14 protein-coding genes are annotated in these 14,055 nt (G+C 64.4%); 9 read left to right on the top strand and 5 right to left on the bottom strand.

Annotation, left to right across the window (positions count from 1 at the left end):
* Nucleotides 1-20 precede the first annotated feature (20 nt).
* From QA649_RS12285 to QA649_RS12245, 9 genes are all read left to right on the top strand, one after another.
* Complete coding sequence (locus QA649_RS12285; RefSeq protein WP_283024406.1) at nucleotides 21-923, top strand: NAD(P)-dependent oxidoreductase; 903 nt, start codon at nucleotides 21-23, stop codon at nucleotides 921-923.
* A 13-nt stretch (nucleotides 924-936) separates the two neighbouring features.
* Entirely contained in the window at nucleotides 937-1,821 is an 885-nt protein-coding gene (locus QA649_RS12280; RefSeq protein WP_283024405.1) for an intradiol ring-cleavage dioxygenase, read from the top strand.
* Between the two features lie 62 nt (nucleotides 1,822-1,883).
* Nucleotides 1,884-3,278, top strand: coding sequence for an FAD-linked oxidase C-terminal domain-containing protein (locus QA649_RS12275; RefSeq protein WP_283024404.1), 1,395 nt, complete (start codon nucleotides 1,884-1,886; stop codon nucleotides 3,276-3,278).
* On the top strand, nucleotides 3,275-4,801 hold the full coding sequence (locus QA649_RS12270; protein WP_283024403.1) for a sugar ABC transporter ATP-binding protein: 1,527 nt from the start codon (nucleotides 3,275-3,277) through the stop codon (nucleotides 4,799-4,801). The genes QA649_RS12275 and QA649_RS12270 overlap by 4 nt, the downstream gene beginning before the upstream one ends.
* The gene (locus tag QA649_RS12265) at nucleotides 4,794-5,744 is read left to right on the top strand and encodes an ABC transporter permease (RefSeq protein WP_260388649.1); all 951 of its coding nucleotides are present in this window, start codon (nucleotides 4,794-4,796) and stop codon (nucleotides 5,742-5,744) included. The genes QA649_RS12270 and QA649_RS12265 overlap by 8 nt, the downstream gene beginning before the upstream one ends.
* Nucleotides 5,741-6,718 carry an ABC transporter permease gene (locus tag QA649_RS12260; RefSeq protein ID WP_018316000.1) on the top strand — a complete coding sequence of 326 codons (978 nt, stop codon included), beginning with the start codon at nucleotides 5,741-5,743 and terminating at the stop codon, nucleotides 6,716-6,718. Before QA649_RS12265 ends, QA649_RS12260 begins: the two co-directional genes overlap by 4 nt.
* Before the next feature lie 42 nt (nucleotides 6,719-6,760).
* The gene (locus QA649_RS12255; RefSeq protein WP_018641328.1) at nucleotides 6,761-7,735 is read left to right on the top strand and encodes a sugar ABC transporter substrate-binding protein; all 975 of its coding nucleotides are present in this window, start codon (nucleotides 6,761-6,763) and stop codon (nucleotides 7,733-7,735) included.
* A gap of 76 nt (nucleotides 7,736-7,811) precedes the next feature.
* On the top strand, nucleotides 7,812-8,099 hold the full coding sequence (locus QA649_RS12250; protein ID WP_018641329.1) for a YciI family protein: 288 nt from the start codon (nucleotides 7,812-7,814) through the stop codon (nucleotides 8,097-8,099).
* A gap of 137 nt (nucleotides 8,100-8,236) precedes the next feature.
* A complete protein-coding gene (locus tag QA649_RS12245; RefSeq protein ID WP_283024402.1) occupies nucleotides 8,237-8,359 on the top strand; it encodes a hypothetical protein in 123 nt (40 codons plus the stop codon).
* A gap of 17 nt (nucleotides 8,360-8,376) precedes the next feature.
* Here QA649_RS12245 and QA649_RS12240 read toward each other — a convergent pair whose 3' ends face one another.
* The 5 genes from QA649_RS12240 to QA649_RS12220 are packed head-to-tail and all read right to left on the bottom strand — an operon-like array spanning nucleotide 8,377 to nucleotide 14,011.
* On the bottom strand, nucleotides 8,377-9,390 hold the full coding sequence (locus tag QA649_RS12240) for a formate dehydrogenase subunit gamma (RefSeq protein ID WP_283024401.1): 1,014 nt from the start codon (nucleotides 9,388-9,390) through the stop codon (nucleotides 8,377-8,379).
* A gap of 39 nt (nucleotides 9,391-9,429) precedes the next feature.
* On the bottom strand, nucleotides 9,430-10,026 hold the full coding sequence (fdh3B, locus tag QA649_RS12235; protein ID WP_011088224.1) for a formate dehydrogenase FDH3 subunit beta: 597 nt from the start codon (nucleotides 10,024-10,026) through the stop codon (nucleotides 9,430-9,432).
* A gap of 12 nt (nucleotides 10,027-10,038) precedes the next feature.
* A complete protein-coding gene (locus QA649_RS12230) occupies nucleotides 10,039-12,981 on the bottom strand; it encodes a formate dehydrogenase subunit alpha (protein ID WP_283024400.1) in 2,943 nt (980 codons plus the stop codon).
* A 2-nt stretch (nucleotides 12,982-12,983) separates the two neighbouring features.
* On the bottom strand, nucleotides 12,984-13,202 hold the full coding sequence (locus tag QA649_RS12225; RefSeq protein ID WP_183244631.1) for a twin-arginine translocation signal domain-containing protein: 219 nt from the start codon (nucleotides 13,200-13,202) through the stop codon (nucleotides 12,984-12,986).
* A 29-nt stretch (nucleotides 13,203-13,231) separates the two neighbouring features.
* Entirely contained in the window at nucleotides 13,232-14,011 is a 780-nt protein-coding gene (locus tag QA649_RS12220; RefSeq protein ID WP_283024399.1) for a molecular chaperone TorD family protein, read from the bottom strand.
* Nucleotides 14,012-14,055: the final 44 nt, after the last annotated feature.

Below are 14,055 nucleotides of genomic sequence, written 5' to 3'. Positions count from 1 at the left end.
GGCGCCAATGGACAACAACAATGACAGACGCTTCGAAGAACGTTGCTTTCATCGGGATCGGCAAGATGGGCCTGCCGATGTCCTTGCTCGTCGCCAAGGCGGGCTATGCGATCATCGCGTTCGATCAGAGTGCAGCTCGGATCAGTGAGGCTCGCGGTCAGGGCATTGCGATTGCCGGCTCGCCGGCCGATGCCGTGAGCGGTAAAGCCGCGATCATCACGTCTCTGCCCGACGACGCAGCCTTGCGCGGCGCCTTGCTCGGCTCCACCGGCCTGATCGCCGCGATGGCGCCCGGAGCTGTCCTGATCGAAACCAGCACCGTAAGCGTCGAGGCGTCCACTGAGGTTGCGGCCGCCGCGCAGGCGCGCGGCATTGCCTATCTGCGCTCGCCGGTCTCCGGCAACGCCAGCATTGTTCATACCGGCGCCCTGACCTGCTTCGTCTCGGGTCCGAAGGACGCCTTCGAGAAGGCAAAGCCTCTATTCGCAGCCTTCACCCGCGCCCAGACCTATCTCGGCCCCGCCGAGGAAGCGCGCTACGCAAAACTCTCGGTCAACCTGATGATCGCGGTGTCGGCGGCGATGATGGCGGAGAGCCTGGCGCTGGCGCGCAAGGGCGGCATCGCCTGGCAGGATATCTTGAAGGTGCTCGACGACAGCGCGGTCGCTTCTCCCATGGTGAAGTACAAGACCGCACCCCTGCGCACGCGGGACTTCGAGTCCACCTTCTCCTGCAAGCAGATGGCCAAGGATCTCGACCTGATCCTCGGGGCGGGCCACGCCGTCGGCGTGCCGCTGCAGCTCGCGGCACAAGTGCGCGAGACCTATGGCTCGCTGGTCGCCCAGGGCGACGGCGACACCGACTTCATCGCGACCGTCAAGCATCTGGAACGGCTGTCCGGCCTCGGCGAACCGAAACTCTGATCGCGGAGATACCATGCGTAACTTCAACGAGAACACGATCACGGACGCGGTGCTGGAGCGGATCGCGGGCGCAACCGATCCACGGATCAAAGAGGTCAGCGAGGCGCTGGTGCGCCACTTGCACGCCTTCGTTCGCGAGGTGCGTCCGACGCAGAAGGAATGGGAGTATGGCATCGACTTCCTGACCCGCACCGGGCACATGTGCGACGACAAGCGCCAGGAGTTCATCCTGCTCTCGGACACGCTCGGCGTTTCCATGCTGGTCGACGCGATCAACCATCCGGTGCCGGAAGGCGCGACCGAGACCACGGTGCTCGGCCCGTTCTTCGTCCAGGCCGCGCCGGAGAAGGACAGCGGTGCCGATATCTCCGGTCCGATGGAAGGCGATCCGATGCTGGTCACCGGCTCGGTCTCGACCGTGGACGGCAAGCCGCTTGCGGGCGCCATCGTCGACGTCTGGCACTCCGACGATGACGGCTATTACGACGTGCAGCAGCTCGACCAGATCGGCGATCTCGCGATGCGCGCGCGCTTCCATACCGATGCCAGCGGCCGTTTCCATTTCTGGTCGATCAAGCCGGCCGCCTATCCGATTCCGCATGACGGCCCGGTCGGCGACATGCTGGAGGCGCAAGGACGCCATCCCTGGCGGCCCGCGCATGTGCATTTCATGATCTCTGCACCGGGCTTCGAGCAGCTCGTGACGCATGTGTTCGTCGCCGGTGACAAATATCTCGACAGCGACGTGGTGTTCGGCGTCAAGGACAGCCTGATCCGCGAATTCGTCCGCCACCCCGCCGGCCGTGCGCCGGATGGTCGCATGGTGGACAGCGACTATTTTCATCTCAACTATGATTTCGGCTTGAAGCAGGTTGCGAGCAGCGCAAGAGCCGCCTAAGCCGAACGACAAACGCAGTGGACCGGCAAGAGTCCGTTGATCGGAGCGAACAGGGAGCAAGGATGGGGCCGCGGGTCAGCACGAGCATATTGGCCGATCGCCTGACCGGCATGATCGGCCCGCGCGCGAGCGTTGCGCGCGGCGTGCTCGATCAGCATGGGCAGAGCGAGTCGCATTATCGCAATTTGCCGCCTGACATTGTCGTATTTCCCGAGACGACGCAGGAGGTCGCGGAGATCGTCAAGCTGTGCGCTGGCGCAGGCATGCCAATCGTCCCGTTCGGCGCCGGGACCTCGCTCGAAGGCAATGCCGCGGCGGTCGCAGGCGGCGTCTGTTTCGACTTCGCGCGCATGAACAAAGTGCTGGCGGTGCACGACAGCGACATGGATGTCGTGGTGCAGCCCGGCATTACCCGCAAGCAGCTCAATGCCGAACTGCGCAATACCGGCCTGTTCTTCCCGATCGATCCCGGCGCCGACGCCTCGATCGGCGGCATGACCTCCACCCGCGCCTCCGGCACCATGGCGGTGCGCTACGGCACCATGAAGGACAACGTCATGGCGCTTGAGGTGGTGCTGGCCGACGGCCGCGTGATCCGCACCGCCAAGCGCGCCCGCAAGTCGGCAGCGGGCTATGATTTGACGCGCATGTTCGTCGGTGCGGAAGGCACGCTCGGCGTCATCACCGAGATCACGCTGAAGGTGCATCCCGTGCCGCAGGCGATCTCCGCGGCGGTCTGCAGCTTCGAGACGCTGCACGATGCCGTCAACACCGCGATCTCCGTGATCCAGTCCGCGATCCCCGTGGCGCGCGTCGAGCTGCTCGACGACGTCATGATGCGCGGCATCAACGCCTACGCCAAGCTCGGCTATCGCGAGGCGCCGACCCTGTTCTTCGAATTCCACGGCTCGGAAGCCTCGGTCGCCGAGCAGGCCGAGGCCGCGCAGGCGATTTCCGCCGACCATGGCGGCCATGGCTTTGCCTGGACGAAGGCACAGGAAGACCGCAGCCGGCTCTGGCACGCCCGCGACAACACGCTCTATGCGGGCCTTGGCCTGCGTCCCGGCGCGCGCGCGGTGATTACTGACGTCTGCGTGCCGATCTCGCGGCTGGCGGAATGCCTGACCGAGACACGACGTGACGCGGACGAGCATGGCTTTACCGCGCCGATCGTCGGCCATGTCGGCGACGGCAATTTCCACATGCTGATCCTGATCGACCCGGCGAAGCCCGAGGAGGCCGAAGCTGCCAAGGCGCTGCAGGCCCGCATGGTCGCGCGCGCCATTGCCATGGACGGCACCTGCACCGGCGAGCACGGTATCGGGCTCGGCAAGATCGACTATCTCACCGACGAGCTCGGCGACGCCGTCGATGTGATGCGGCAGATCAAGCAGGCTTTGGACCCGAACGGCTTGATGAACCCCGGAAAAATCTTTGCGAGCGGAGCGCGCGCATGAGTAACGCCGCATTGGCCGTCGAGCCCTCCTCGCCCACGCCGCTGCTGGAACTGCGCGGGATCAGCAAGGAGTTTCCCGGCGTCAAGGCGCTGGACGACGTGTCCTTCGCCGTCTATCCCGGCGAAGTGCACATGCTGCTGGGTGAGAACGGCGCCGGCAAGTCGAGCCTGATGAAGGTGTTGTGCGGCGCCTACCGTGCCGACGCCGGCGAGTTCTACCACAAGGGCGAGAAGGTCGCGATCTCGTCGACCGCGGATGCGCAGCAGCTCGGCATTGCCGTGATCTTCCAGGAATTCTCCCTCGTCCCCTATCTCGACATCGCGCAGAACATCTTCCTTGGCCGCGAGCCGAAGGGCCGCATCCCCGGCACCATCGACCGCCGCAGGATACTGGCGGACGCAAAGCGCGTGCTCGACACGATCGGCTTCGACATCGATCCCTCCACCACTGTCGACAAGTTGGGGGTGGCCCAGCAGCAGATGGTCGAGATCGCCAAGGCCATCAGCCAGAACGCCCGCATCCTCGTGATGGACGAACCGACCGCGGCGCTATCCGACCGCGAGACCGAGCTGCTGTTCGCACTGATCGCACGGCTGAAGGCCGACGGGGTCTCCATCATCTATATCTCCCATCGCATGGCCGAGGTGTTCGCGCTTGGCGACCGGATCACGGTGCTACGCGATGGCCGGCGCATCGACGGCGTCAAACCCGCCGACGTCACGCCGGACCAGCTCGTTCGCATGATGGTCGGCCGTAACGTCGACATGACCTACCCGCGTAACTTTGCCGACAAGCCCGGCGAGCTGCTGCTCGAGGTCAAGGGCCTGACCGCGCCGACCGGCATCTCCGACATCAACATCGAGGTGCGCCGGGGCGAGATCGTCGGCCTGTGCGGCCTGGTCGGCTCCGGCCGCAGCGAGGTTGCGCGTGCCATTTTCGGCGCCGATCCCGTGACGTCGGGCGAGATCGTCTTCGACGGCAAGACCATCTCGGGCGAGCCGGATCTCGCCGCCCGCCGCGGCATCGCGCTGATCCCGGAGAGCCGCAAGAGCGAAGGCCTCGCGCTGCTCCGGTCGGTCGGCGACAATCTCGTGGTGTCCGCGCTGAAGAAGCTCTTTCCGAGCGGCCTGTTCGACCAGCGAAGTGCGCAGCGAACCTCCGACGGTCTGATCCGGCAACTGCGCATCGCAACGCCGAGCGCGCGGCAGACCGTCGGCCTGCTCTCGGGCGGCAACCAGCAGAAGGTCGTGATCGGCAAGTGGCTGGCTGCCGGCTCGAAGCTCTTCATCTTCGACGAGCCGACGCGGGGCATCGACATCGGCGCGAAGTCCGAGATTTTTGCACTGATCGACCGGCTCGTCGCGGAAGGCGCGGCTGCCCTGATGATCTCGTCCGAACAGGTCGAGATCTGCCATGTCTGCGACCGCGCCTATGTGATGCGCGAGGGGCGCATCGCCGGGCACCTGACCCGCAACGAACTGACCGAGGAGAACATCGTGCGACTGGGGATGCATCATGCGTGAAGCCGCGGTCGTCGCAGAGCCCAATCCGCTGCAGCGGATTCCCGGCGTCGCCATCGTGCTGGTGCTGCTGATCGCACTGTTCAGCGCGATCGCGCCGGGCTTCCTGTCGGTCGCCAATCTCTCCAACGTGCTGGTGCAGTCGACCATCCTGACCATGCTCGCACTGCCGATGACCTTGATCATCATGACCGAGGGGCTGGACCTGTCGATGGGCGCGGTGCTGACGCTGACCTCGCTCTGCGTCGCCATCGTCTCGCTCGCGACCAAGTCGATGCTGCTGGGCCTCGGTGCCGGCCTGCTGGTGGGCGCGGCTTTCGGCGTCGCCAACGGCTGGCTGGTCGCGATCCTTGGCATTCCGCCCTTCGTCGCGACGCTCGGCACGCTCGGCATGGCGCAGGGCCTGTCGCTGATCGTCAGCGACGGCCAGAGCGTGGTCGGCATACCCCACAGCGTGCGCGACATCTATTCGGCGACGCTGCTCGGCATTCCCGTGCCGATCGTGATGGCGCTCGTGACCTATGCGGCGTTTCACGGCCTGCTCTATCACACCCGCTTCGGCACCTACATCTTCGCACTCGGCGGCAATCGCGAGGCGCTGCGCTATGCCGGCCTCTCGCCGAACCGGCTCTTGATCGCGGTCTACGCGATCGGCGGCGCCATGGCCGGCATCGCCGGGCTGTTGATGACCGCGCGGATGAATTCCGGCCACCCGACCGCAGGCCTGGGTCTCGAATTCGATGCGATCGCCGCCGTTGCGGTCGGCGGCACCTCGTTCGAGCGCGGCAATGGCTGGCTGCTCGGCACGCTGCTCGGCGTTCTCTCGGTCGGCGTGCTGCGCAACGGGCTGAACCTGATCTCGCTGCCGTCCTCGGTGCAGGTCGCAAGCGTCGGCGTCCTCGTCATCGTCGCCCTCTTCCTCGACGGCCTCAGGAGCCGCGCATGACCGACATCACCAAAGAGGCGATGATGCCACCCCGCTCCTTCCTGTCGCAGGATGCGATCCAGGTCTTCTACCGCCTGCTCGCGGCGCTCTTGATCTGCGCCGTGCTCGCCGTGCTCAGCGATTCCTTCCTGAGCCTCGGCAACATCCTCAATGTGCTGAGGCAGGCCAGCCTGACCTTCTTCATCGCCTCCGGCCTGACACTGGTGGTGCTCACTGCCGGCCTCGATCTCTCCGTCGGAGCCAATGTCGCGCTGTCCGCCTGCATCGCCGGCACCGTGATCCACAAGACCGGCTCGCCGGCACTCGGCATCCTCACCGGACTTGCCTGCGGCGGCATCGTTGGCCTGCTCAACGGCATCATGGTCACGGCGCTGCGCATCCCCTCCTTCATCGCCACCTACGGCATGCTCTGGGTGCTCAACGGCCTCACCTATTGGTACATGGCGGGCGAGACCCTGCACGGCTTCCCCGCAGGCTTCCGCCAGATCGGCAGCGGCTATCTGTTCGGTCTGCCCATCCCGGTCTATCTGCTGCTGGTGTTCCTCGGCATCGGAACGCTGTTCGCGCAACGGACGATCTGGGGCCAGGAGATCTATGCGATCGGCGCCAACCCGGTCGCAGCACGGCTGTCAGGCATCCCGGTCGCGCGACGCCTGCTGCTGGTCTATGCCGTCTCCGGCACCATGGCGGGGCTCGCCTCGATCATCTTCCTGTCGCGGCTCAATTCGGCCGAAGCCGACATCGGCGAGAGCCTGACGCTGCCCGCGATCGCGGCCGTCCTGATCGGCGGCACCTCGCTGTTCGGCGGCGTCGGTACCGTGTTCGGCACCTTCATCGGCGCGTTGATCCTGACGCTGGTGCTGAACGGCATGAACCTCTTGTCGGTCAGCGCCAACTGGCAGCCGCTGGTGACAGGCATCATCGTCATTCTCGCGGTCTGGCTCGACATGAAGACCCGCCGCCGCGCGCAATGAGTTCTCGGAAATCCAACAAGCAAAATCAGGGATGGAGGCAATATGAAATTGAGACTGGACTATCTGGCGCTGCCGCTGCTGATGGCAGCCGCGTTCACCACTGGGGCGCGCGCCGACGGCGAGACCATCGCCGTGTTCACCAAGAACCAGACCAACCCGTTCTTCCAGACGGTGCGGGTCGGCGCCGACAACATGGCGAAGGCGCTGAACGCGAAGACGCTTCAGTACATTCCGACCAAGCCGGACTCGATCCCAGAGCAGCTCAGCCAGATCGAGGACGTCGTGGTGAAGAAGCCGAGCGCGATCGTGTTCACGCCGGTCGACTACAAGGCGATGGTACCGGGCGTCGAGAAGATCAACGAAGCAAAAATCCCCGTCGTGAACATCACCGACCGTTCCGCGGGCGGAAAATTCCTGTCCTTCGTCGGCGCCGACGATTACAGCCTCGGGCTCGAGACCGCGCGCTTCCTGCTCAAGACGCTGGGCGGCAAGGGCAACATCGTCATCATCGAGGGCGTCAAGGGCTCGCTGACCAATGTCGATCGCGTACGCGGGTTCAACGACGCGCTGAAGGAAGCGCCCGGCGCCAAGCTGCTGGCTTCGCAGCCCGGCAACTATCAGCGGCTCCAGGCGCTTCAGGTGATGGAGAACCTGATGCAGTCGAACTCGCAGATCGACGGCGTGCTCGCAGCCAACGACGCCATGGCGGTCGGCGCGATCGAGGCGCTCGACGGCGCCAACCGCAAGGCGCAGGTGATCGGCATCAACGGCACCAAGGAGGCGATCGACGCGATCAAGTCCGGCAAGCTGCTCGCGAGCGGCGACTACAACGGATTCGCGCAAGGCTGCCTCGGCACCATGATGGCTGTCCGCGCCCTGCGCAATCAGCCCGTCATCAGCGAGATCGTGCTGAAGCCGACCGTCATCACCAGGGACAATTTTGGGCCGTTCGACGTCCCGCTGGAGCAGCGGACCTGCCCGACCTTCGAGGACGCCGGCAAGCTCGGCGCCAAGTAGATCAACAGATCGCGACAAACCCGGACGGCCGCCCCTCGCGGCCGTCCCAAGAACCAGCTAAGAAAACGGAGACACCATGCTGTTCGCCATTCACGCCCTCGACCGCGCCGGCGCGCTGCCGACCCGGCTCGCCAATTACGACGCCCACAAGGCTTTCCTGAGCGACACCTCGCGTTTCGGCATCAAGATTGTGATGTCGGGGCCGCTCGTCTCCGACGACGGCGGGACCATGATCGGCAGCCTGTTCCTGGTCGAAGCCCCCAGCCGTGCGGAAGTCGAGGCCTTCAACCGCGCGGATCCCTTCGCGGCGGCCGGCATCTGGGAGAAGGTCACGATCAGCGGTTTCGTGCGGCGACAAGGATAGATCGCCAGGCCTCGACTGGAGCCATGGATGAACGAACGCGGGCCCGGGCCGGCGGCCTGTACCTCCTTACGCGATCCCAAGCGCAGCCTTTGTCCGAGGCCGGAGCTCCTATATAATACTCGCGAGGAGGGATCGCGATGAAGGCTTTCATCCTTGCCTGTGTTGCGACGATCGTCATCACGATGGCTGGAGTTGCCGTGCTCGACAGCTTACAGCTCCCCGTTGCAGAGGCCTTTTCGACGACGGGCGTGCGGCTTTAGGCAATACTCCGTCAGCTCTATTCCGCTGCGGACGCAGCATGGCGAGGCTGCGGCCGAGAATCGTTCGGGCCGGTTCGTGCCAACTCCTGGTCGAGCCACAGGCTATGGTGCTCGCGCGCCCAATTGACATCCACCTCGCCTGATCCCATCGCCTCGAAGGCACCTTCCATCCCGATCGTGCCGATGTAGATGTGAGCGAGCATCGCGGCGATGAACAGCACGGCCACGACGGAGTGAACGATCTGGGCCATCTGCATGCCCTCGATCCCCGTCACGTAGAACGGGAACATCAGCACATAGCCCGTCGCGGCCACTAGTCCACCGCCGATCACAACGATCCAGTAGATCCCCTTTTGACCCGCGTTGAAACGGCGGGCCGGCGGATGATCGTGACCGATCAGGCCGCCTCCGCGCTTGATCCACTCCAGATCCACCTTGCTCGGGATATTGCCGGCGATCCACATCAGAAAGATCAGCACGACGCCAATCGTGAAGGGAAAGCTCAGGTAGTTGTGCGCGAATTTCGCCCATTGAGACCATTCCGAGAAGGCGTCAAACCCAATCAGCGGAAGCAGCAGCGGCCGCCCGAACGTGATGTTCAATCCCGAAATCGCCAGGATGATGAAGCAGGTCGCGGTCATCCAGTGCACGAAACGCTCGAAGGTGTTGAACCGCACGATGGTGCGGCCGGATCGCCCGCTTTCGAGGCGGACCATGCCGCGTGTCAAATAGAAGATGACCAGCACCGCCAGCATGCCGAGCATAGCAACGCCGCCGATCCACCGCAGCGCAACGTTGCGGAATTCACGCCATTCGCGGCCGGCAGGTTGCATCAGCACGCCGGAGCGCTGGTCGGGGATGCTGACGCGTCCCTGGATCCGATCCATCTCCTGCAGCAACTTCTGCTCGTTGACCGAGCTCGCCGTCGGATTGATCTGCTGGGCCGGCGACGGTACCGGAGCTGCCAAGACCAACAGTAGCAACGCCCACGCGCCGATGGCTGGTCGAATGAACCTTGCAAATGAGGACATCTGCTCCTCCCGGCATTTGTGCCCCGGCGCGCGGCGCCTTCAGGACTCGATTGTTTCGCGATAGGCGGTCTTCCAGCCCCATGCGCCCGAGCCATAGCCGCGCTTCAACACGCGCTCCTTATAGATCTGGGCGATGATCTCGCCGTCGCCGGCGAGCAGAGACTTGGTCGAGCACATCTCGGCACACAGCGGCAGCTTGCCCTCGGCCAGGCGGTTCGCACCGTATTTTTCGTATTCCTCCTTGCTGCCGTCGGCCTCGGGACCGCCGGCGCAATAGGTACATTTGTCCATTTTTCCGCGCGAGCCGAAATTGCCGACCTTCGGATATTGCGGCGCGCCGAACGGACAAGCGTAGAAGCAATAGCCGCAGCCGATGCAGAGATCCTTGGAGTGCAGGACCACGCCATCGGCGGTGGTGTAGAAACAGTTCACCGGACACACTGCCGCGCACGGCGCATCCGTGCAGTGCATGCAGGCCATCGAGACCGATCGTTCGCCCGGCTTGCCATCGGCGATGGTGACGACCCTGCGGCGGTTGATGCCCCAGGGGACCTCGTGCTCGTTCTTGCAGGCCGTGACGCAGGCGTTGCACTCGATGCAACGGTCGGCGTCGCAGAGAAACTTCATACGTGCCATCGTCGTTGCTCCTTATGCCGCCGCGATCTGGCAGAGAGTGACCTTGGTTTCCTGCATGTTCGTCGCGGGATCGTATCCGTAGGTGGTGATCGTGTTCGCGCTTTCACCGAGCACGATCGGGTCGGTGCCCTTCGGGTAGTTGCCGCGGAGGTCTTTGCCCGCAAGCCAGCCACCGAAGTGGAAGGGCATCCAGGCAACTCCCTTGCCGACGCGCTCGGTGACGAGCGCCTTCATCCTTGCCCGGGAATTGTTCTCGGCTCCCGTGACCCAGACCCAGCCGCCATCCTTGACGCCGCGCTCGGCGGCGTCGGCAGGGTTGATCTCGATGAACATGTCCTGCTGCAATTCGGCGAGCCACGGGTTGGTCCGGGTCTCCTCGCCGCCGCCCTCATATTCGACCAGGCGGCCGGACGACAGGATGAGCGGGAACTGTTTTGCAATTCCCTTCTCGACCGCAGCCTTCTGCACGGAGAAGCCGATATTGGGCATCCGGAATTGCTTGGCGTCGGGCAGCGTCGGGTATTTGGCGACGAGATCGACGCGCGGCGTGTAGATCGGCTCGCGGTGAACCGGGATGGGATCGGGCAGGCCGAAGGCATGCATGCGCGCCTTGCCGTTGCCATAGGGAACGCAGCCATGCGCCAGCGCGACGCGCTGGATGCCGCCCGACAGGTCGAGCGCCCACGACACCGCGTCCGGAGTGGCGGGATTGACCTTGTTGATCACGGCCATTTCCGCTTCGGTGAGCTCGGAGTCCCAGCCGAGCTTCTTCAAGCTCGCGAGCGTAAATTCCGGATAGCCGTCCTGGATGCCCGACCCCAGCGAGTACGAGCCATCCGCGAGCAGGCTCACCTTGCGTGTCGTGCCGTCCGGCAGCTTCTCTTCACGCTCGACGCCGAACCGCGGCCGGAACGTGCCGCCGCCATCCATCACGTGCAGATTGGTATTGTAGAGCAGCGGCGTGCCGGGATGCTTGACCTCCGGCGATCCCCAACACGGCCAAGGCAGACCGTAATAGTCGCCGCCGACCTCGGGATCGTCCTTCGGCGCGCGCATCGTCAGCATGTCGAACTTGGCCTGGTTCTTCATGTGCGCCTTGAGGCGCTCGGGCGATTGCCCGCAATAGCCGGTCGACCAGCTGCCGCGGTTCATCTCGCGCAGCACATCCTCCGCTTCAGGGAGATTGTTCTCGACCTTGATCTTCTTGAACATCTGGTCGGCGAAGCCGAGCTTCTTCGCCATCAGATAGATGATTTCGAGATCGTCCTTCGACTCGAAGATCGGCTTCACGATCTGCTCGCCCCATTGCAGCGAGCGGTTGGAGGCGACGCGCGAGCCCTTGCACTCGAACTGCGTGGCGACCGGCAGAATGTAGACGCCATCCTTGCGCCCCGCTTCGACCGCCAGCGAGGCCCAGGTCGTCGGATGCGGGTCGGCGATGACGAGCAGCTCGAGCGCCTTCAGGCCATTCAGGGATTCAGGGATACGGGTGATGCTGTTGGAGGCGTGTCCCTGCACGAACACCGCCCTGACATTGTCCTTCTGCGCGACCTGATCCTTCGGCAGCGTCGCCGCTTCGAACCAGCGGGTCAGCGGGATGCCCGGCGTTTCCATGATCTGCTTGGAGTCGAAGCGCGACTTCAGGAAGTCATAGTCGACCTCCCAGACCCGCGACCAATGCTTCCAGGCGCCCTCGGCGAGGCCGTAATAGAACGGCAGCGTGACGATATCGAGCCCGACGTCGGTCGCGCCCTGCACGTTGTCGTGGCCGCGGAAGATGTTGGCTCCCTTGCCCTCTCCGCCGACATTGCCGGTCATCAGCAGCAGGATGCAGCTGGCGCGCACGTTGGCGGTGCCGACGGTCTTCTGGGTCTGGCCCATGGCCCAGATCAGCGTGGCCGGCTTCTCGGTGGCAAACATCTTGGCGACGCGCTTGAGCTGCTCGCCGGGAATGCCGGTGACGCGCTCGACTTCTTCCGGAGTCCACTTCTCGACCTCCTTCTTGAGGTCATCGAATCCGTAGACCCGCTGCCGGATGAACTCCTTGTCCTCCCAGCCGTTCTGCAGGATGTGCCACATCATGCCGTAGAGTATGGGGATGTCGGTGCCCGGCCGCATCCGCACATATTCGGTCGCGTGCGCGGCGGTGCGCGTCAGGCGCGGATCGATGACGACGAAGTTGGCCTTTTGCAGCTCCTTTCCCTCCAGCAGGTGCTGCAGCGAGACCGGATGCGCCTCTGCCGGATTGCCGCCCAAGATCATCTGCGTCTTCGCATTGCGGATGTCATTGTAGCTGTTGGTCATCGCGCCGTAGCCCCAGGTATTGGCGACGCCGGTGACGGTGGTCGAATGGCAGATGCGGGCCTGGTGATCGGTGTTGTTGGTTCCCCAGAATGCGCCGAGCTTGCGGAACAGGTAGGCGCCTTCATTGGTCATCTTGGCCGAGCCGAGCCAATAAACGGAGTCGGGGCCCGACTTCTCGCGCACAGCCTGAATCTTGTCGCCAATCTCGTTGATCGCGGTATCCCAGGAGACGCGGGTCCACTGACCACCCACCAGCTTCATCGGATAGCGCAGCCGCCGCTCGCTATGCACGAGCTCACGCACGGAGGCGCCCTTGGCACAGTGAGAACCGCGATTGATCGGCGAATCCCAACTCGGCTCCTGGCCGATCCATACCCCGTTCAAGACCTCGGCCGTGACAGTGCACCCAACCGAGCAATGCGTGCAGATGCTCTTGCGCACGGTCGCGCCTGCGGTGAGCGGACCTGCCATCGCCGCTTCCGCCTTGCGCACGCCGCCGACCGGCAGCGTGCCGAGCGCGGCGAGCGCACCACCGGCAAGACCGGATTTACGCAAGAAGCTGCGGCGGTCGAGACCACCGGCCTGCCCCGCAAGGGACTCGGCAACGGAACCATGGCGCAGGGAATGCTGGTTTGTTCGCTTGATCAGCACGGTCAACCTCCCTTGGCCGGATAACGATTGACGCGATAGAACGCCTTGACGTGATCGGTTTCCTTGTAGCGCGCCTTACGCTTCTCATCGTTGGTTTCGCTATCAGCCTGCGCGGACCCGACCAGCGGTGTCGCAAGCGTCGCGCCGGCGCCCACCGTGCCGACGCCGACCTTGCGCAGGAAGGCGCGGCGTCCGACTGTGGTTTTCCTGTCTTCACTCATCGCATCTCTCCTGGACCTGCCGGTGCAGGTCAGTTGGCGAACGTGAATGCTTCCGTCTCGATATCGACAAAGGCGCGACCGAGCGCGCCGACCGCACGATAGAAGATGGCGCTCTCCGCACGCTCGATGTCGGCAAACAGCCGTCCCATCCAGGGCGCGATGTGCTTCTCGAAGAAGGCGCGCTGCGCGTCGGACGTCGCTGCGAAGCGGCCTCCCGCGAACCCTGCCATGACCTCGCACAGGATGGCCGCGTGATCCTCCGGCTCCGAATTGTTCGCGACGCGCTCGATCCCAAGCGCAGCGAGGTCGGCGCGCAGGCGCGACAGCGGCCGCTCGTTGAGAAATCCCGTCAGATAATAGGAGGCATAGGGCAAGAGCTCGCCGCGGCCGAGACCAGTGAACAGATCGAAATATTCGCGTTCGACCTTCGCCGGGACTGCATTGGCGGCGGCTGCGGCCAGCGCGGCATGCGCGCGCCCGAGCGGCGTCGCATCACCGCTCAATGCGGACAGTTGATCGAGCAGCTTTTCTGACGGTGCTGCAGACAAGAGCGTAGCGAGCAGCCGATATTCCTGAGCACGCGCCGCATCGACGGGATCGATCGGCTCTTCGGACAGAAGAGGCTCGCTGTACAGATCAGGCCGCAGATCATTGCGCGACACGCCGGTGACCGCTTCGACCGCAATCACCCGTTGTGCAGGTACCTTGGTCCAGTTCGAAACGGAGGGTTGGCTAATGCCGATTTTGCGCGCAAGCCCGGCAACGCCGCCGGCGGCGCAAATCGCTCGTTCGAGGCCATCATCACGCACGTGGACCTCCATCCAAGTCCCAGGTGCTGATTTTGCTTTTGCTA

It is taken from the genome of Bradyrhizobium sp. CB1717 (assembly GCF_029714325.1).
GTDB lineage: Bacteria > Pseudomonadota > Alphaproteobacteria > Rhizobiales > Xanthobacteraceae > Bradyrhizobium.
The sequence above is the reverse complement of the archived record's forward strand: the minus strand, read 5'-3'. Positions and strand labels throughout refer to the sequence as shown.

What these genes read in the sequence shown, in the direction of transcription:
- QA649_RS12285 (WP_283024406.1), top strand. Translation starts at nt 21, where the DNA reads ATGACAGACGCTTCGAAGAACGTTGCTTTCATCGGGATCGGCAAGATG.
- QA649_RS12280 (WP_283024405.1), top strand. Translation starts at nt 937, where the DNA reads ATGCGTAACTTCAACGAGAACACGATCACGGACGCGGTGCTGGAGCGG.
- QA649_RS12275 (WP_283024404.1), top strand. Translation starts at nt 1,884, where the DNA reads ATGGGGCCGCGGGTCAGCACGAGCATATTGGCCGATCGCCTGACCGGC.
- QA649_RS12270 (WP_283024403.1), top strand. Translation starts at nt 3,275, where the DNA reads ATGAGTAACGCCGCATTGGCCGTCGAGCCCTCCTCGCCCACGCCGCTG.
- QA649_RS12265 (WP_260388649.1), top strand. Translation starts at nt 4,794, where the DNA reads ATGCGTGAAGCCGCGGTCGTCGCAGAGCCCAATCCGCTGCAGCGGATT.
- QA649_RS12260 (WP_018316000.1), top strand. Translation starts at nt 5,741, where the DNA reads ATGACCGACATCACCAAAGAGGCGATGATGCCACCCCGCTCCTTCCTG.
- QA649_RS12255 (WP_018641328.1), top strand. Translation starts at nt 6,761, where the DNA reads ATGAAATTGAGACTGGACTATCTGGCGCTGCCGCTGCTGATGGCAGCC.
- QA649_RS12250 (WP_018641329.1), top strand. Translation starts at nt 7,812, where the DNA reads ATGCTGTTCGCCATTCACGCCCTCGACCGCGCCGGCGCGCTGCCGACC.
- QA649_RS12245 (WP_283024402.1), top strand. Translation starts at nt 8,237, where the DNA reads ATGAAGGCTTTCATCCTTGCCTGTGTTGCGACGATCGTCATCACGATG.
- QA649_RS12240 (WP_283024401.1), bottom strand. Translation starts at nt 9,390, where the DNA reads ATGTCCTCATTTGCAAGGTTCATTCGACCAGCCATCGGCGCGTGGGCG.
- fdh3B (WP_011088224.1), bottom strand. Translation starts at nt 10,026, where the DNA reads ATGGCACGTATGAAGTTTCTCTGCGACGCCGACCGTTGCATCGAGTGC.
- QA649_RS12225 (WP_183244631.1), bottom strand. Translation starts at nt 13,202, where the DNA reads ATGAGTGAAGACAGGAAAACCACAGTCGGACGCCGCGCCTTCCTGCGC.